Below are 18,166 nucleotides of genomic sequence, written 5' to 3'. Positions count from 1 at the left end.
CCGTGGATCCGGGATCTTGAATTTCCGCGCCGCGTACGGAATATCGGATCTGCCCGCCGGTACGCTCGGTCACGGATATGATTCCGCTCACGAGGAGGAATCTCTCGGCGGAATGAATTTGGGCACACGCCAACAAATGCCCTCAATACGGACATTCGGCCGATGTCATGCGCGTCGGAGCCTCAGCACCCGCGCGTCGAGGTCCCCGCGCAACCCCGTCCGCAGCCCCTGGTGGAGCAGTACCGAACCGTGGTGCGCCTCCCCCGTGTCGCGGCACACGTAGGTCGCCGACGGGTCGAGCCCCCGCAGCCGCAGGGCCGGCGGCCGCTCCTCGTACCGCTGCCTGTCCAGCCACATCAGGACCACGGTCTCCTCCCCGCGGACGTACTGGACCGCGCCGAGGCCGCCGCGCGGGGAACGCAGCCGGTACTGCGCCCCGAGCTGCACCACCGGCCGGATCTCCTTGTAGAGATCCACCCAGTTCCGCGCCTCGGCCAGTTCCGCCTCGCTCCATTCGGCGAGATCCCCGCCCACCCCGAGCACCCCGGCCATCGCGCTCACGAAACGGAGCCGCAACGAGCTGACCCTGTCGTTGAACTGGACGTTCGGGCTGTCCGTGACCCACGCGGCCATCACCCGGGCCGGATGGATCTGGCTGAACCCCTCCTGAATGGCGAAGCGGTCGAGGGGATCGGTGTTGTCCGAGGTCCACACCTGGTCCGTACGGGAGAGGATGCCCAGATCGATCCGGCCGCCGCCGCCCGAGCAGGACTCGAAGGCCACCGAGGGGTGCGCCGCCCGCAGCCGGTCGATCAGCGCGTACAGACCGTCGACGTGCTCGACCCGGAGTTTCCGCGGATAGTCCTCGCCCGGCCATCCCGCATCGGTGAAACTGCGATTGAAGTCCCATTTCACATAGTCGATCGGTGTATCGGAGAGCAGCGCGTCGAGTTGCTCCCAGAGATACTCCCGTACATCGCTCCGGGCGAGATTGAGAACCAGTTGATGGCGGAACTCCGTCCGCGTCCTTCCCGGGAAATGCTGCACCCAGTCGGGATGCGCGCGATAAAGATCACTGTCGGCATTGACCATTTCCGGTTCGACCCAGATTCCGAACTGCATGCCGAGCGCGTGCACTTCGTCGGCCAGGGGCTTCAGGCCGTCGGGAAAGCGATCCGGATTCGGCGTCCAGTCCCCCAGTCCGGCCCGGTCGCTGGTGCGTCGGCCGAACCACGCGTCGTCCACGACGAACAGCTCGACCCCCAGCGCCGCGGCACGCCCCGCCAGGACGCGCTGCTGCTCCTGCGTGACGTCGAATCCGGCCGCCTCCCAGGAGTTGTAGAGCACCGGACGCACCTTCCCGGCGTCCGGGACGACATGGGCCAGCTGCCAGGCGTGCCAGGCGCGGCTCGCGCCGCCGAAGCCCGCATCGCTCCACAGCCCGGCGAAGACGGGGGTCACGTACGACTCCCCCGGCGCGAGCAGCTGCAGTCCCGAGTCGTCGTGACCGGCGCCTCCGGCGATCTGCACGATTCCGTCGGGAAGTTGTTGCACGCCGATCCGCCACGACCCGGACCAGCCGAGCGCGCAGCCGTACACCTCGCCGCTCTCCTCGGTCGCCGCGCCGTCCGCGTCGAGCGCGACCCACGGCAGATGCTCGTGGCCGGTGTGGCCGCGCCTGCTGGAGACGACGCTCTCGCCGTACGTCAGTTCCGTCCGCACCAGCCGCGACTCGGCCGCCCACCGGCCGTGCAGCCGGCTCATCCGCCAGCCGTCGCGGGCGGGGAGCGTCCAGACGGCCGCATCGGCGCGCAGCAGTTCCAGCGGCGGGCCGTCGGGCCCGGCCTGGGCGACGGTGGCCCAGCGCTCGATCACGTCGGAGTCGTCCCGCATCCGGTAGTGCAGGGTGAGGGCCAGCCGGTGGACCGGGTCGGTGAAGCCGACGCGGAGTTCGTCGCCGTCCACGGCGGCGTCGGCGAAGACCCATTCGGTGCCGCGGACCTCGGCGGTACGGACGGAGAGGGCGGGCCGCACGAACCGGGGACCGCCCTCGACCGGGTACTCCTCGCGTCCGTCGAGCGGCGACTCGAACCCCCTGACCGGTGGTTCCGGCGCGGCGGCCAGGGCCTCGGCCGCGGCGAGCGGGATCCGTGGCCCCCAGTGCAGATGGAGCAGCTCGTCCCGTTCGGTGAGCCGCAGTGCGTAGCTGCTGCTCGCCCCGGAGAGCAGCCAGGTCCGGCCCGTGTCGCCCGTCTCGATCATGAAATCCCCACATTCGAACAGTTCCGCACATCATCAACCATCACCGAGCGGCCGGGCAACGTCCAGTGACAGAGAATCGGGGCGAATTCGCCTCGGAGGCACGGTGCTTGACACGGGTCTCGACAGCGAGGAGGACGAAATGATTGCCTGAGGAACCGATGTCGTATCGTCGCAGGAGTGGCCTTGTCGGCGACTCGCACCGACGGCCGGACACCCCAGGAGTCACTGTGACGCAGCTGCCGCAGATCCCGCCGACGGAACCCGAGCTCGCGGGCGTCCGCAACTTCCGTGACGTGGGCGGCCTGCCCACCGCGGACGGCCGGCGGGTGCGGTACGGGCGGCTCTTCCGCAGCGGGCATCTCGCGCACGCCACCGCCGAGGACACCGCCTTCCTGGCCGGTCTGGGGCTGCACACCGTCTTCGACTTCCGCAACGCCGCCGACCGCCGGCTGGACGGGCTGGACGTGGAGCTGCCGGGTGTACGGAATCTCAGCATCCCGCTCTCCGACCCGGCGGACGGTGCGGAGTTCTGGCGGATGGTCCGCGACGGCGACCTGGACCAGCTGCGCTCGCTCCTCGCCGACGGGAAGGGGGCGGACCGGATGATCGCCTCGTACCGCTCGATCGTCCTGGAGCGCACCACCGAGCACAGCCGGGTGCTGCACGCACTGGCCGAGGACAGCGTTCCGGCGCTGATGCACTGCGCGGCGGGCAAGGACCGGGCCGGTCTGTCGATCGCCGTGTCACTGCTCGCGGTCGGCGTCGAACGCGACGCCATCGAGGCCGACTACCTGAAGTCCAACGACGCGCACCGCCGTTACCGGATCCGCCGCAGCGACACCTCGGCGAACGGCATGTCGGCCGAGGTGCTGGAACTGCTCAATCCGCTCTTCGGCGCGCACCGCGACTACCTCTCCGCGGCGTTCACCACCATCGAGGAGACCTGGGGCGGCACGGAGCGCTATCTGGAGGAGGGTCTGGGGCTGTCCCCCGAGACCCGTGAGCGGCTGCGCGCCCGGCTCCTCGAATCGGTCTGACGGCAGCCGCCCTTCGGCCGCGGTGGTCAGCCTTTGCCGGCCACCGCGAAGAGGATGTAGAGGAAGGCCGCGAAGACGTGCCCGGCGATGAGATAGGCGATCAGCCGGATCACGACGCCGCGCGGGAACTTGCGCTCCTGGGCCTCGTATTTCTTGCTCGACCCCAGTGGGTCGAAGTTCTCTGAATCGGACATGGCGGTCCTCTCTGGTGACCGGCCGGGGGCCGGTCTCAGCGGCGGTGGATACCGTCGCCGAGGCACAGCTCGGCGGCGGGGCTCTGCAGCAGGGTGTGGACGAAGAGGAGCTCGGCGCCGTCACGGTCGAGGGCCGTGAGGCGGTGCGGGGTGAGCGAGTCGTAGTGCGCGCTGTCGCCGGGGGCGAGGTCGTGCACGGTGTCCCCGAGCGTGACCCGCAGATGGCCTGCGAGCACGTACAGCCACTCCTCACCGGGATGCACCCGCACCAGGTCGCCCTGCGCGCCGTGCGGGACCCGGACCCTGAGCGCCTGCATCGCCCGGCCGGGGCCGCCCGCCCGCCGGTACTGCCAGCCGTCGGCCTCGGCACCCTCGAACGCCCCGCCACGGATGATCGCCTCCCGTTCGGGGGGCCGCTCGCCGAGCAGCTCGGAAACCGTCGTACCGTAGATCCTGGCAAGACCGAGCAGCATCGGCAGCGACGGCTGCCGACGGCCCGTCTCGAGCCGGGAGAGATGGGCGGGCGACAGCCCGGCCCGCTGGGCGGCGGCCTCCAGGGTGAGACCGCGGCCACGGCGCAGGTCGCGCAGGCGAGGCGCGACCTCGGGCAGCTCGTCGGCCGCCGCTCCGTCCGGAGTGTTCATGTACCTATTGGGCCGAAAACTTTCCTCTCGGGCAAGTTTCTTGCCTCAGAGGCAAACCGCTGGGCGCGGCCCACCGGACCCGTCCGGACGAGGGCACCGGGGCCGGGGTCAGCGGTGGGCTACGGCTTGTTTCACCAGGGTCCTGCCGAAGTCCCACATCAGTCCGCCGCCGCTGTGCGCCTCGTCCATGACGGCGGTGAACGCCGTGACGAACCGGTCGACCTCCGGCTCCCCGATCACCAGCGGCGGAATCAGCTTGATCACCTCCATGTGGTCGCCCGACACCTGGGTGAGGATGCGGTGCTTGCGGAGCAGGGGCACCACGACCATCTGTGCGAAGAGGCCCTTGCGGGCGGTCTGCAGCATCGTCCAGCGGCCGCGCAGCTTCAGTGACGAGGGCCGGCCGAACTCGATGCCGATCATCAGCCCGCGCCCGCGCACCTCGTGCAGCAGTTCGTACCGGTCGATCAGCGCGGCCAGCCGCTCGCGCAGCAGGTCGCCGGTGCGGCGCGCGCCCGCGACGACGTCCTCGTCCTCCATCACCGCGAGGACCGCGAGCCCGGCGGCCATCGCCTGCGCGTTGGAGCCGAAGCTCGCGGAGTGCACCAGGACCCGGTCCATCGAGGAGTAGACCTTCCTGAAGATCCAGTCCTTGCCGAGCGTCGCCCCGACCGGCACATAGCCCCCGGAGAGAGCCTTGGCGACACAGACCAGATCGGGTTCGACGCCCTGCTCGTGCTGGTACGCGTAGAAGTCGCCGGTCCTGCCGAGTCCGGTCTGCACCTCGTCGGCGATGAGCAGCGCCCCGTGCCGGTGCAGCAGCTCCTGCGCGGCCCTCAGGTAGCCGGGCGGCGCGGCGTGCACGCCCTTGCCCTGGATCGGCTCGACGACCAGCGCCGCGACGTCCCCGCGCCGCAGCTCGCGGCCCAGCGCGTCGAGATCGCCGAGCGGGACGGCGGTGTCCGGCAGCAGCGGCGCGAAGCCGTCCCGGAAGCCGCTCTCCCCGTTGACCGACAGCGAGCCGGTCGTCAGCCCGTGGAACGCGTGCGCGCAGTAGAGGACCCTGGGCCTGCCGGTGGCGTACCGGGCGAACTTCAGGGCGGTCTCCACGGCCTCCGTACCGCTGTTGCCGAAGAAGACCCGGTCCAGGTGCGGGCTGTGCGCCAGCAGCCGCTCGGCCAGCAGTCCGGGCAGCGGCTGGCAGTCGAAGCGGGTGAGGTCGGCGAGCGAGGCGTCGAGGACGTCGTGCAGCGCCTTGCGCACGACGGGGTGGTGGCGGCCGAGGCCCATCACCCCGAACCCGGCGAGCATGTCGAGGTAGTCGTTCCCGTCCGCGTCCCAGAAGTACGCGCCCTCGGCCCGTTCGTAGACCTGGTCGAAGCCGATGGTGCGCAGCATGCGGGGCAGCTGGTGATTCAGGTGCTTAGCGTGCAGCTCGTAGCGTTCGGCGCCGCGCTCGGCGAGGAGCCGCGCCAGGTCGAAGCCCTTGGATCCGTTGTCCTTCATTCCGTGCCCTCCTCGACCCGTCCGGCCGCGCCCCTGGTGGCCAGGGCGGCGCTGATCCGTCCGGCGATCTCGACCGGCGTGAGCCCGATGTCCGCCAGCACCTCGGCGCGTTTGCCGTGGGCGAGGAACCGCTCGGGGATGCCGAACGTCCGCAGCGGTACGTCGACCCCGGCGTCCCGCAGCGCCCGGCCGACCGCCCAGCCCACGCCGCCCGCCCGGCTGTTGTCCTCGACGACGGCGACCAGCCGGTGCCGTTCGGCGAGCGGCGCGAGATGCGCGTCGACGGGTTTGACCCAGCGCGGGTCGACGACGGTGCAGCGGATGCCGCGTCCGGCCAGCAGGTCGGCGGCGCCCAGACACACCGGGGCGAGCACCCCGACGGCCACCAGCAGGACGTCGGGGTCGTCCGCCCGGTGCAGGACGTCCATGCCCCCGATCCGGCCGACGGCGTCGATCCGCTCCCCCACCGACTCCTTGGGGAACCGGATCACGGTGGGTGCGTCGTCGACGTCGACGGCCTCGCGGAGCTGGGCGCGCAGTTCGTCCGCGTCGCGCGGGGCGGCGATCCGCAGGCCGGGGACGACCTGGAGCACGGACATGTCCCACATCCCGTTGTGCGACGGCCCGTCGGGGCCGGTGACCCCGGCCCGGTCGAGGACGAACGTCACCCCGCACCGGTGCAGTGCCACGTCCATGAGCACCTGGTCGAAGGCCCGGTTGAGGAAGGTGGCGTAGACGGCGACGACCGGGTGGAGTCCGCCGGCGGCCAGGCCCGCAGCGCAGACCGCGGCATGCTGCTCGGCGATCCCGACGTCCCAGACCCGGTCGGGGAACGCCTGCGCGAACTTCGTCAGGCCGACGGGGTGCAGCATCGCCGCGGTGAGGGCCACGACGTCCGGCCGCCGCGCCCCGATCGCGGCGATCTCGTCGCCGAACACCGAGGTCCAGGACGGCGCCTCGGCCGGTACCAGCGGGGCACAGGTCAGCGGGTCCATGGCACCCACGGTGTGGAAGCGGTCCTCCTCGTCGAGCAGCGCGGGCGGGTAGCCGCGGCCCTTCTCGGTGATGCAGTGCACCAGCACCGGTCCGTGGAAGCGCTTCGCCCGGTGCAGGGCGGATTCGACCGCCGCGATGTCGTGGCCGTCGACCGGCCCGACGTACTTGAGGCCGAGGTCCTCGAACATGCCCTGCGGGGCGAACGCGTCCTTGAACCCCTTCTTGGCGCCGTGCAGCGACTCGTACAGCGGCTGCCCGATGACGGGGGTCTGCTGGAGGACCTCCTTGCCCCAGGCGAGGAAGCGTTCGTAGCCGTCGGTGGTGCGGAGAGTGGTGAGGTGGTCGGCGAGGCCGCCGATCGTCCGGGCGTAGGAGCGCTCGTTGTCGTTGACGACGATGATCAGCGGCCGGTCCCGCGCCGCCGCGATGTTGTTGAGCGCCTCCCAGGCCATGCCGCCGGTGAGGGCGCCGTCGCCGATGACGGCCACGACGTGGTCGCTCCGGCCCCGCACCTCGTCGGCCTTGGCGAGGCCGTCGGCCCAGCCGAGCACGGTCGAGGCGTGCGAGTTCTCGATGACGTCGTGCACGGACTCCTCGCGGGACGGATAGCCGGACAGGCCTCCCTTGCCGCGGAGTTTGGAGAAGTCCTGGCGTCCGGTGAGCAGTTTGTGCACATAGCTCTGGTGACCGGTGTCCCACAGGACGCGGTCGGCGGGCGAGTCGAAGGCCCGGTGGAGGGCGATGGTGAGCTCCACCACACCCAGGTTGGGCCCCAGATGGCCGCCGGTCCTCGCCACCGCCCGGATGAGGAACTCCCTGATGTCCCCGGCCAGTTCACCGAGTTGTGCCTCGCTCAGCGCCTTGAGGTCGCGCGGTTCCCGGATCCTCTCCAGAATCGTCACGCCCGGGCCCCCTCTCTGATTCCGTTCGGCTCACGCCGACGGGGACGACCGTGGTGGTGTCCCCGAGCCGTCCCTGCCCGTCCGCTTCCCAGGCCGCGCCCGCGGCCGGCCGTACGCGCCGCGGCCGTCGACGCGCGGACGCGTACCCGCCCGCCGCGGCCCGGCTCCGTCGCGGCCGCGGTGTCACCGGCTCCCGGCGACGGTCTCGCGCGCGGCGCGCAGGGACTCCTTCAACGATCCCATGGTGGCGAGGACGGCGGTCGGCTCGTAGCCGCAGTGCGCCATGCAGTTGGCACAGCGCGGGTCCTTGCCGCGGCCGTACTTGTCCCAGTCCGTCTTCTCGATGAGTTCGCGGTACGTGGGGACGTATCCGTCACTCATCAGGTAGCAGGGGCGCTGCCAGCCGAACAGCGAGTAGTTCGGGATCGCCCATGCGGTGCAGGGAAAGTCCGCCTTGCCCTCCAGGAAGTCCAGGAAGAGGGGCGAGTGGTTGAGCCGCCAGCGCGAACGGTTGCCGCCCGCGAAGGACTTCTTGAAGAGTTCGCGAGTCTGCTCGACGCCGAGGAAGTGCTCCTGGTCGGGCGCCTTCTCGTAGGCGTAGGCGGGCGAGATCATCATCTCGTCGACCTTCAGGTCGTCGTTGAGGTAGTTGAGGACCTCGATGACGGTCTGCGGGGTGTCGGTGTTGAAGAAGGTGGAGTTCGTGGTGACCCGGAAGCCGCGCCGCTTGGCCTCCTTGATGGCCGCCACCGCCTCGTCGAAGACGCCTTCCTTGGCGACCGATTCGTCATGGCGCTCGCGCAGTCCGTCGATGTGCACGGCGAAGGCGAAGAACGGGGAGGGCGAGAACTTGTCGATCTTCTTCCGCAGCAGCATGGCGTTGGTGCAGAGGAACACGTACTTCTTGCGTGCCACCAACTGCCGGACGATCTCGTCGATCTGCGGATGCATCAGCGGCTCGCCGCCCGCGATGGAGACCATCGGAGCGCCCGATTCGAGCACGGCGCCCACGGCCTGGGCGACCGGCATGCGCTGCTTGAGCACTCCCGCCGGATGCTGGATCTTCCCACAGCCCTCGCACGCGAGGTTGCAGGCGAACAGGGGCTCCAGTTCCACGATGAGCGGGAACTTGTCCCGCCTGCGGAGCTTCTGTTCCATGAGATACGTCGCAACCTTGATGGACTGACGGAGCGGCATGGCCATCTGGCTCACCTCCTGGGGAGCGGCAAAGATCGGTGCCATTCATAAAGTGCAGGCAGGACGGCACGGAGTACGCGGAAAGCCGATATTCCACCGCGTATCGTGCCGATACGGACGAGCTCATGCTCCGGGGCGTCGACGACCACCCGTACGGCCGCAACGGGGCGCGGCCCGGACCGCAGCGCGGCACCGAGGGTGGCGGCGGACTCCATGTCCACCGCGATCGCTCCGGTGGCCCGCAGCTCGGCCCGCTCGTGTCCGCGTACGACATGGGCGGAGCCGGTCAGCGGACCGGTGTGGACGGTGCGCCCGGGTACCGCCCGGGCGAGGGCCTCGGCGAGCAGCCCCGAGCCGGTGCAGACGCTCGGGTCTCCGGTGCCCCGGGTCTCGTCGGCGACCACCAGGTCCCCGGGGTGCATGCCGGGTGACAGTCCGGCGCAGAACCCGGCGGCGAGGACGGCCGTGCCGGGCGCCCGGCCCGCGCCGAGCGCCCTGGTCACGGCCGCGTCGGCGGCCCTGGGACCCATGCCCGTGCACAGGACGGACACCGGTCCCGGCGCCCCGCCGGCCCTGCCCCTGCCGCTGCGCAGCGCGAAACGCTCGATGCCGAGCGCGCAGGCGATCAGCAGCGGCGCCGTGGGACCGGCCGGCCGGGGGCCGTCACCCATCAGGCCCCCTTGCGGCCGGCCGCGCGGTCGGCGAACGGTTCGCCGTGCACGTACCGCCCGAGCGCGGTCAGCGGGAAGACCTGACGGTAGAGGTGGTAGTTGATGGAGAAGTCCCACGGGAACCCGGTGCCGGTGAAGTACGGCTCGTCCCAGGAGCCGTCGGCCCGCTGCGCCGCGGTGAGCCAGGAGACGCCCCGCCGTACGGCCTCGGTGTCCCGTTGTCCCGCGGCGAGCAGGGCGAGCAGGGCCCACGCGGTCTGGGAGGCGGTGGAGGCGCCGTGGCCGATCCACTTCTCCTCGCGGTACGAGCGCAGGTCCTCGCCCCAACCGCCGTCGTCGTTCTGCACGGACTCCAGCCAGGCGACGGCCCGGCGGATCGCCGGATGGGTGGCGGGCAGTCCGGCGGCCACCAGCGCGGGCACCACCGACCCCGTGCCGTATACGTAGTTGACGCCCCAGCGGCCGAACCAGCCACCGTTCGCCTCCTGTTGGGCGAGCAGCCACTGGATGCCGCGCCGGGCGGCGGGCCGGCCGGCCTGGCCCTCGACGGCGAGCATCTCCACCACGTGTCCGGTGACGTCGGCGGACGGCGGGTCGATGACCTCGCCGAAGTCGCAGAAGGGCAGCCGGTTGGGGAACGGGCTGGTGTTGTCCGCGTCGAACGCCCCCCATGCCCCGTCGCGGGACTGCATGCCGAGGTTCCACCGCACCCCGCGCGCGATGGCGTCCTCGACGCGCGAGGGGTCGGGGTGGCGGACCCGGCGCAGCGCGAGGACCACTTCGGCGGTGTCGTCGATGTCCGGGTAGTTGTCGTTGTGGAACTCGAACGCCCAGCCGCCGGGCGCGAGCCGGGGACGGCGTACGGCCCAGTCGCCGGGCCGGTCGATCTGCTCGCCGAGCATCCAGTCCGCCGCCTTCACGAGCGCCGGGTGGTCGGGGCGGACCCCGGCGTCGGCCAGCGCGATGGTGGCGAGGCAGGTGTCCCAGACCGGGGACTGGCAGGCCTCGATCATCCGCGCGCCGTCCTCGCGCCAGACGGCGAACCGGTCGAGGGAGGCCAGACCGGCCCGCATCACCGGGTGGTCCAGGTCGTAGCCGAGCAGGTGCAGCGCGATGACGGAGTAGACGGCGGGAGGCTGGATGCCACCCCAGCAGCCGTCGTTCTCCTGGCGTTCGACGATCCAGCGCGCCGCGTTGTTCATGGCGGCCCGGCGCAGCTTGCGCGGTGCGATCCGGTGGTAGAGGCGCAGCGCCTTGTCGAGGCGCTGGAAGAGGCCGTCCCAGCTGGCCGCGGGGGCGGTGCGCCGGGGCGGGTTCGGGCTGTCCGGATCGGTGTGGAGCTCGTCGAGCGGGAAGGGCGCGGGGCGTACCGGCCGCTTCGCCGAGACGATGGTGAGGGGCACGATGGTCTGGCGGGCCCAGCAGCCGAATTCGTAGATGTTGAGCGGTACCCACGTGGGAAAGAACATCAGCTCGGGCGGGAGCTGGGGAAGGTCCTCCCACTTCCACCAGCCGAAGAGGGCGAGCCAGATGCGGGTGAAGACGCGGCTCTCGGCGATGCCGCCCTGTTCCCTGACCCAGCGTGCGGCGCGGGCCATGTGCGGTGCGTCGGGGGCGTCCCCGGCCAGCCGCAGGGCCACGTACGCCTCGATGGTGGCGGAGAGGTCCGCGGGGCCGCCGTAGAAGGTGGCCCATGTGCCGTCGCCGAGTTGTTCGCCGCGGATGAAGCGGGCGGCCGCCCGGACGACGGACGGTTCCTGGATGCCGAGGAATTGGCGGAGCAGCAGGTCCTCCGCGTCCATGGTGACGTTGGTGGCGAGGTCGCCCTTCCACCAGCCCTGCTGGTCCTGTCTGCCGAGAAGGTGCTCCACCGAGCGTTCCGCGGCGCGCCGCGCGGCTTCGAGCACGTCTTCCGCGGCGATGGTCGTATCGGTCGGATTGGTGGCCGTGGCCGCGCGAGGGTTCATGGCCCCTGCGCTTCCGTCGGTCGTCGCTGTCATGGCTTCCCCTTCGTGCAGTCTTGTCCTCTGCTGTGCTGGGGTCTCCGTCGGCCGGCGCCCGGTGGGGGCGCCGGCCGGCGACTGCGAGTCATATGGAGCAGATGGCGATCATCTCTTTCGTACGACGACGAAGTCCGCGAGCGCCGTGAGCTGCGCCCGCACGGTTTCCGGCATGTCGACGCGGTGCAGTGCCTCGACGGCGACCGCATGCTGGCGACGCGCCTCCTGGGCGGTCCATTCGCGGCCGCCCGCCTCCTCGATGAGTGCCGCGCGGGCGGCGAACTCCTCTTCGGAGAAGCTGTCGAAATCGGTGCTCTTGGCGTCGGCGGCGAGCAGTTCGCCCAGCCGCCGCGAGGCCGGTCCGCCCGCCGCGAGCGCGGCGACGACCGGGAGGGACTTCTTGCGCTGGCGCAGGTCGCTCCACGTCTGCTTGCCGGTGGACTCGGGGTCGCCCCAGATGCCGAGCACGTCGTCGACTGCCTGGAAGGCGAGGCCGAGGTGGTAGCCGTACGCCTCCAGGGTGTCGGCGGTGCGGTCGTCGGCGCCGCCGAGGACCGCACCGATGGAGCAGGCGCAGGCGAGCAGGGCGCCGGTCTTGTTGCCCTCCATCTCCAGGCACTCCTCGACGGTGACCCGTTCGCGGTGCTCGTAGGAGATGTCCTGGGCCTGTCCGTCGATGAGCTTGCGGGTGGCGACGGTCAGCCGGCGGGTCGCGCGGCCCGCCTCGGGGGTGCCGAGCTCCAGCAGGACCTCGTTGGCGAGCGCGAACAGCGCGTCGCCGACCAGGATCGCCTGGGCGGGGCCGTGCACCTTCCAGACGGTGTCGCGGTGGCGGCGCTGTTCGTCGCCGTCCATCAGGTCGTCGTGCAGCAGCGAGAAGTTGTGCACGAGTTCGACGGCCACGGCGCCGGGGAGGCCGGCCTCGGGCGCGGCGCCCGCCGCCTCCGAGGACAGCAGGGCGAGCGCCGGGCGGACGGCCTTGCCGCCGTCGCCGGCGGAGGGCTGTCCCTGGGCGTCGATCCAGCCGAAGTGGTAGGCGGCGACGGTGTCCATGGGCGGTGCGAGCCGGTTCACAGCGGCCCGGAGCACCGGCGTGGAAAGGGCCCGTCCGCGCTCCAGAAGCGCGGTGACGTCCGTGGTGTCGGCCACGGTGTCGAAAGCCGGATTCGCCGGGGTCACTGACTCTCCTCTTGTTCCGGTGGTACTGCTCATGCCGCCTCCTGCAGCGGATGTTCATGGGAGCGGCCCAGCGCCCTCAGCGCGACGTCCGCGGCGCTGAACCCGCTGCGGACGGCGCCCTCCATCGTCGCGGGCCAGCCGGTGGCCGTCCACGCGCCCGCCAGGCCGAGGCCGGGCAGGCGGGTGCGGGCACCGGGCCGCAGCCGGCCGACGCCGGGCGCGGGGGCGAAGGTCGCCGCGCGTTCCCGGGTGACGAAGAAGTCCCTGATCCCCGCGGTGCGGGCGGCCGGGAGGAGGCGCTCCAGCTCGGGCAGGTAGCGCCCTCGCAGTTCGGCCACGGGGAGGTCGATCTCCTCGTCCGCCGCGGACTGGGACACCGCGAGGTACTGCCCGGGGCCGGTGAGGCCGGATGCCTCCGTACGGTCGAAGACCCACTGCACCGGGGAGCCGAGCGCGGTGAAGAACGGGCGGCGCAGCACCTTGCGGTCGTAGACCACGTGCACGTTCAGGATCGGTGAGGTGCCGATGTCGAGCAGCCGGTCCGGTGCGTCGATCGCTCCGGCGGGCAGCAGACCGTGGGTCTCGCGCTGCGGGACGGCGAGGACGACGGCGTCCGCGTCGATCCGTTCGCCGTCGGTGCCGATACTCCAGCCGCCCTGCTCCGTACGGGTGAGGGAGGTCGCCTTGGTGCGCAGTTCGACGCGGACTCCGACGGCGTCGAGGGCCACGCGGGCGAGGGTGTCGTGGATCTCGCCTAGGGGTACGCCCGCCCAGCCGATGTCGGCGGCTCCGGGCTCCGAGAGGAGGCCGGTCTTGAAGACCTTCGCGGCCAGGGCCAGGGAGGAGTTCGGGGCGGTGGCGTTGAGCGTGGCGACGCCGACCAGGTCCCACAGCGCCTCGACGGTGCGCGGCGACTGACCGTGCCGGGCGAGCCAGCTGCCGAAGTCGATGGTGTCGAGGGCGGGGTCCTCCGGGTCCAGGCGGCCCAGCGCGAGCGCGGCGCGTCCGACGCTCGCGCGTTCGGCGAGCGAGAGGTGGGGGTAGCCGGCGAGTCCTGCCGCGAGGTGGAACGGCACCGGCAGGTCGTTGCGGCGCAGTCGTCCCAGCCGGGGCCCCGAGGGTCGGCCGACGTCGAGAACGGGCACGTCCAAACGGTTCTGCAGGGGCGCGAGGCTCGTGCCGCCGACGCGGTCGAGGAACCAGCGGTAGGCGGTGCAGCAGCGCAGGTAGACATGGTGTCCGTTGTCGACCGTCAGTTCACCGCGCCGGAAGGAGAAGGCGAGTCCGCCGAGCCGGGGCCGTCCTTCGAGCAGGGTCACATCGAGCCCGGCATCGGCCAGTCGCAGAGCGGCGGTGATGCCGGCGAGTCCGCCGCCGATCACCACCGCGCGGGAGGAACGCAGGGCGTCGTCCGTCATGCGTCCTCCTTTCGTCGGGTCGCTTCAGTCAGGGACGCGTCGGTACGGCCGAGGGTTGAGCACGGAAGCCTGTCCGTGATGCACATGGTGCGCGAGATGTCCGTGCTCCGCATCAGACGCGCCTCCTGACCGTCCGTCGGGACACGTGCCGCGTGTCGAGTCCGGAGAGCCCGCGCACCGCGACGTACGCCTTCTCGTGGCCGGGCAGCGACACCCGGCCTCGCAGCACTGCCACGGGGTCGCGCTCGATGCGGTCGAGCAGCCGCCGGTAGATGCCTGCCATGGCCGCGACGCAGGCGCCGCTGCGCCGGTCCAGCATCGGCAGCAGCCGGTATCCCTCGGCGAACAGCGTGCGGGCCCGGCGGACCTCGAAGTGCACCAGCCCCGCGAAGTCCGCGCCGGACGGCGGGGTGGCCGCGTGGAAGCCGGCCGAGCAGCCGAACTTGGCGAGGTCGTCGGCTGGCAGGTAGGTGCGCCCGTTGCCGGCGTCCTCGCGGACGTCGCGCAGGATGTTCGTCAGCTGGAGCGCGAGCCCGAGCGTGTCGGCGTACTCGGCGGCCCGGTCGGCGCCGGGGGCGCCCCGCTGGGTGCCGAAGACGCCCAGGCTGAGGCGGCCGATGGCGCCCGCCACACAGCGGCAGTACACCTTGAGGTCGTCCCAGGTCTCGTACGTCGCGCCGCGCACGTCCATCAGCACGCCGTCGATGAGTTCGTCGAGCCCGCCGAGCGGGAGCGGGAACCTCCGTGCGGCGTCGGCGAGCGCGACGGCCACCGGATCGGTGTCGTCCTCGTCGATCGCGCCGCCGCGGATCCGGTCCAGCACCTCGCGGGTGTTCTCCAGGCGCTCCCGCTTCGTCTCCGGCGCGAGGTCGCCGTCACCGATGTCGTCGACCCTCCGGGAGAAGGCGTACAGCGCCGACATGGCCTGGCGCTTCTCGGCCGGCAGCAGCCTGATGCCGTACGCGAAGTTGCGCGCCTGCTGTCCGGTGACCGCCTCACAGTATCTGTATGCGGCCTGTACCGGTGCCGACATGGGCGTCGTCTGTGCCTCCACGGTCCGGCTCACCCCTCTCCACGCGCTCTTCGCAAGACAACTCCCACTTCGCGCAGCAGGCTGGGCTTGGTGGGCTTGGGGGGGCCGGGCAGGACGTCGAACCCGGCGGCCGCGATCGCGGAGAGAGCGGCGCGCCCGCCTCCCACGAATCCGGCGAGGAGCAGCCTGAGCCTGCCATGGACGCTACCCACCAGGGGGGTGCCTTCATTCAGCAGTTCCCGGGCGCGTTCCGCCTCGTAGGCGACCAGCGAACGCACCGACGCGCCCGCCGAGCGGGCGGCGAAGTCGGATTCACGGACGTGGAACCGGGCCATGTCGTCGGCGGGCAGGTAGATCCGGTCGCGCCCGAGGTCCTCGGCGACGTCCTGGAGGTGCTCGACGATCTGCAGGGCCGTGCAGACGGCGTCGGAGCGGCGGATCCGTTCGGGGCTGGCGGTGCCGGTGATCTGCAGGACGAGCCGGCCCACGGGGTTGGCGGAGAGCTCGCAGTAGGCCGCGAGCTCCTCGTACGTCCCGTAGCGGCGGACCTTCTGGTCCTGGCGGTTCGCCTCGATGAGGCCGAGAAAGGGTTCGGGGGTGAGCGCGCGGCGCCGCACGGTGGGGCGCAGCGCGCGCAGCAGGGGGTGGTGCGGGCCGTCCCCGGTGGTGGCGAAGACCCGGCGCAGGTCGGCCTCGAAGGCATCGAGCAGGGCGAGCCGGTCGTCGGCCTGCTCGGGGGCGAGCCCGAGGTGGCGGGCGTCCGCGCCGCCGGGTGCGAGGTCCCCGTCGCCGATGTCGTCGACGAGCCGGGCGTAGCCGTAGACGGCCATCAGGTCGTCCCGCCAGGCTCGCGGCAGGAAGAAGGGGGCCACGGGGAAGTTCTCGTCCGCGGCCTTGTCGAGAGTGGTGGGCACGGCCGCCGCGGAGCGGGCCTGCCGGGTGGGGGTCACCACGGACCGCCCGATGCCGGGAGGGGCGCTGGGACGGCGCGGACACCTCGGAGCTGGAGATCTTCCGTCATTGCCGTCACATCTCCCGTTCTACACTGCTGACCCAAAACATCCCATTCCGGACACGCCGCCCGCTCTGCCGAGTGCGGAGCACGCCTGCGGCCCGTACGGCCAGGCGGTATCGCCCCACTTGCCACGAATCAGCACCGGTACAGCTTACGTTGTACGAGCCCGCCGGCACGGACGGGGTGTCGCGCACCGGCGCACACCACATCCCGCTCCGCCAACCTTCCCCGCGCTCAAGGATTTTGACGTCATCCGACGGGAGGAGATCTTGTCCTGCGCATACCGCCGGGTGTGCAGGACGCCCCGGCGGGTCCACGATCCGGACAACGAATCGGCCTCCGCCGGAGGGCTCCGGCGGAGGCCGATTCGTTGGGCCGCGGGAGGGGCTACTTGCCGGTCTCGCGCTCGTACGCCTTGAGGACCTCGTCGGTCGGACCGTCCATCAGCAACTCGCCCTTCTCCAGCCACAGCACCCGGTCGCAGGTGTCCCGGATGGATTTGTTGCTGTGGCTGACCAGGAAGACCGTGCCCGCCTCCTTGCGGAGTTCCCTGATGCGCTTCTCGGAGCGGATCTGGAACTTGCGGTCGCCGGTCGCCAGCGCCTCATCGATCATGAGGACGTCATGGTTCTTGGCGGCGGCGATGGAGAACCGCAGCCGGGCGGCCATGCCGGAGGAGTACGTCCGCATCGGCAGCGTGATGAAGTCGCCCTTCTCGTTGATGCCGGAGAAGTCGACGATCTCCTGGTAGCGCTCGCGGATCTCCTCGCGCGACATGCCCATGGCCAGGCCGCCGAGCACCACGTTGCGTTCCCCGGTCAGATCGCTCATCAGCGCCGCGTTCACACCGAGCAGCGACGGCTGGCCGTCGGTGTACACCTTGCCGCTCTCGGTCGGGAGCAGGCCGGCGACGGCCCGCAGCAGGGTGGACTTGCCGGAGCCGTTGGTCCCGATGAGACCGATCGCCTCGCCCCGGTACGCGGTGAAGGAGACACCGCGCACGGCGTGCACCTTCCGCACCCCGCGCCCCTCGCCCTTGTCGCGGCGCAGTATCCGGCTCAGCGCCGCGGTGGCACTGCCCCTGCCTCCCCCACCACCGTTGACGCGGTACACGATGTGCACGTCGTCGGCGATGACGGTGGGGACGCGCCCGGAAGTGTTGTCCTCAGCCACGGCCGTACCGCTCCTCCGCCTTCCAGAAGTACACGAAGCCCCCGACGCCGGCGACGACCGCCCAGGCGAGCGCCACCATCCAGACGTGCGCCGGAAGGTTCTCGGCGCCGTAGCCCTTGATCAGGGCGAAGCGCATCAGGTCCATGTAGATGGCCGCCGGGTTGTACTGGAGCACGTCGGCGATCCAGGCCGGCTTGTCCGCGAGCATCACCGGGATGGAGAACATGACACCCGACGCGTACATCCAGGTCCGCATGATGAACGGCATCAGCTGGGCGAGGTCGGGGGTCTTGCTCCCGAGCCTGGCCATGATCAGCGCCAGTCCGGTGTTGAAGACGAACTGGAGGGCCAGCGCCGGAAGGACCAGCAGCCAGGACAGGCCCGGGTAGCTGCCGAAGGCGACGGCCACGACCGCCAGCACGATCATCGAGTACAGCAGCTGCTGGAGCTGCTGGAGCGAGAACGAGACCGGCAGCGAGGCCCGGGGGAAGTGCAGGGCCCGGACCAGCCCCAGGTTGCCGGAGATCGCCCGCACACCGGCCATCACCGAATTCTGGGTGAAGGTGAAGACGAAGACGCCGGTCACCAGGAACGGGATGAAGACCTCCTGGGTCATTCCCCTCCTGGTCCCCAGGATCAGCCCGAAGATCAGGTAGTAGACGAGGGCGTTGAGCAGCGGTGTGGCCACCTGCCACAGCTGGCCCAGCTTCGCCTGGCTGTACTGGGCGGTCAGCTTGGCCCGGGAGAACGCCATGATGAAGTGGCGCCGCCCCCAGAGCTGGCGGATGTACTCGATGAGCCCTGGCCGGGCGCCGCTCACCGTCAGGCCGTGCTTGGCGGCCCTCTCGGCCGCGCTCAGGCCGTCGTCGGCGGATGGTGCGGCGCCCAGGGCGACCGCACCATCGTGGGTTGTGTCACTCACCAGAATGAAACTCTCGT

15 protein-coding genes are annotated in these 18,166 nt (G+C 71.2%); 1 reads left to right on the top strand and 14 read right to left on the bottom strand.

Going from position 1 to position 18,166, the window contains the following annotated elements:
* Positions 1-165 precede the first annotated feature (165 nt).
* Positions 166-2,262 carry an alpha-galactosidase gene (locus AB0E67_RS15385; protein WP_362026126.1) on the bottom strand — a complete coding sequence of 699 codons (2,097 nt, stop codon included), beginning with the start codon at positions 2,260-2,262 and terminating at the stop codon, positions 166-168.
* Between the two features lie 227 nt (positions 2,263-2,489).
* On the opposite strand from AB0E67_RS15385, the gene AB0E67_RS15380 reads away from it, so the two are divergent.
* Positions 2,490-3,299, top strand: a complete 810-nt coding sequence (locus AB0E67_RS15380; protein ID WP_362026123.1) for a tyrosine-protein phosphatase — start codon at positions 2,490-2,492, stop codon at positions 3,297-3,299.
* A gap of 26 nt (positions 3,300-3,325) precedes the next feature.
* On the opposite strand, the gene AB0E67_RS15375 is transcribed toward AB0E67_RS15380, so the two are convergent.
* The 13 genes from AB0E67_RS15375 to AB0E67_RS15315 all read right to left on the bottom strand — a co-directional run bounded on the left by AB0E67_RS15375 (position 3,326) and on the right by AB0E67_RS15315 (position 18,149).
* Positions 3,326-3,493 (bottom strand): DUF6126 family protein, encoded by a 168-nt coding sequence (locus tag AB0E67_RS15375; protein WP_351525450.1) that lies wholly within the window; start codon positions 3,491-3,493, stop codon positions 3,326-3,328.
* Between the two features lie 35 nt (positions 3,494-3,528).
* On the bottom strand, positions 3,529-4,137 hold the full coding sequence (locus AB0E67_RS15370) for an XRE family transcriptional regulator (RefSeq protein WP_362026119.1): 609 nt from the start codon (positions 4,135-4,137) through the stop codon (positions 3,529-3,531).
* Between the two features lie 108 nt (positions 4,138-4,245).
* Positions 4,246-5,643, bottom strand: a complete 1,398-nt coding sequence (locus AB0E67_RS15365; RefSeq protein ID WP_362026116.1) for an aspartate aminotransferase family protein — start codon at positions 5,641-5,643, stop codon at positions 4,246-4,248.
* Positions 5,640-7,541 (bottom strand): 1-deoxy-D-xylulose-5-phosphate synthase, encoded by a 1,902-nt coding sequence (gene dxs, locus AB0E67_RS15360; RefSeq protein WP_362026114.1) that lies wholly within the window; start codon positions 7,539-7,541, stop codon positions 5,640-5,642. Before dxs ends, AB0E67_RS15365 begins: the two co-directional genes overlap by 4 nt.
* Positions 7,542-7,724: 183 nt before the next feature.
* The gene (gene hpnH, locus AB0E67_RS15355; protein WP_351525453.1) at positions 7,725-8,744 is read right to left on the bottom strand and encodes an adenosyl-hopene transferase HpnH; all 1,020 of its coding nucleotides are present in this window, start codon (positions 8,742-8,744) and stop codon (positions 7,725-7,727) included.
* A gap of 5 nt (positions 8,745-8,749) precedes the next feature.
* Positions 8,750-9,409: a 1-hydroxy-2-methyl-2-butenyl 4-diphosphate reductase gene (locus AB0E67_RS15350; protein ID WP_362026111.1), complete on the bottom strand. Its 660-nt coding sequence runs from the start codon at positions 9,407-9,409 to the stop codon at positions 8,750-8,752.
* Positions 9,409-11,409, bottom strand: a complete 2,001-nt coding sequence (shc, locus tag AB0E67_RS15345) for a squalene--hopene cyclase (RefSeq protein ID WP_362026109.1) — start codon at positions 11,407-11,409, stop codon at positions 9,409-9,411. The genes AB0E67_RS15350 and shc overlap by 1 nt, the downstream gene beginning before the upstream one ends.
* A 108-nt stretch (positions 11,410-11,517) precedes the next feature.
* Positions 11,518-12,621, bottom strand: a complete 1,104-nt coding sequence (locus AB0E67_RS15340; RefSeq protein ID WP_362026106.1) for a polyprenyl synthetase family protein — start codon at positions 12,619-12,621, stop codon at positions 11,518-11,520.
* Positions 12,618-14,006, bottom strand: coding sequence for a hydroxysqualene dehydroxylase HpnE (gene hpnE, locus AB0E67_RS15335; protein WP_362026103.1), 1,389 nt, complete (start codon positions 14,004-14,006; stop codon positions 12,618-12,620). Before hpnE ends, AB0E67_RS15340 begins: the two co-directional genes overlap by 4 nt.
* Before the next feature lie 112 nt (positions 14,007-14,118).
* Complete coding sequence (gene hpnD, locus AB0E67_RS15330) at positions 14,119-15,072, bottom strand: presqualene diphosphate synthase HpnD (RefSeq protein WP_362026101.1); 954 nt, start codon at positions 15,070-15,072, stop codon at positions 14,119-14,121.
* Positions 15,069-15,989, bottom strand: a complete 921-nt coding sequence (gene hpnC / locus AB0E67_RS15325) for a squalene synthase HpnC (protein ID WP_362026462.1) — start codon at positions 15,987-15,989, stop codon at positions 15,069-15,071. The genes hpnD and hpnC overlap by 4 nt, the downstream gene beginning before the upstream one ends.
* A 452-nt stretch (positions 15,990-16,441) precedes the next feature.
* The gene (locus AB0E67_RS15320) at positions 16,442-17,227 is read right to left on the bottom strand and encodes an ABC transporter ATP-binding protein (RefSeq protein ID WP_362026098.1); all 786 of its coding nucleotides are present in this window, start codon (positions 17,225-17,227) and stop codon (positions 16,442-16,444) included.
* Complete coding sequence (locus AB0E67_RS15315; protein WP_362026095.1) at positions 17,220-18,149, bottom strand: ABC transporter permease; 930 nt, start codon at positions 18,147-18,149, stop codon at positions 17,220-17,222. The genes AB0E67_RS15320 and AB0E67_RS15315 overlap by 8 nt, the downstream gene beginning before the upstream one ends.
* Between the last annotated feature and the right edge of the window lie 17 nt (positions 18,150-18,166).

Origin of the sequence: Streptomyces sp. NPDC032161, from assembly GCF_040636995.1 — a bacterium.
In the GTDB taxonomy this organism is placed as follows: domain Bacteria; phylum Actinomycetota; class Actinomycetes; order Streptomycetales; family Streptomycetaceae; genus Streptomyces.
The sequence above is the reverse complement of the archived record's forward strand: the minus strand, read 5'-3'. Positions and strand labels throughout refer to the sequence as shown.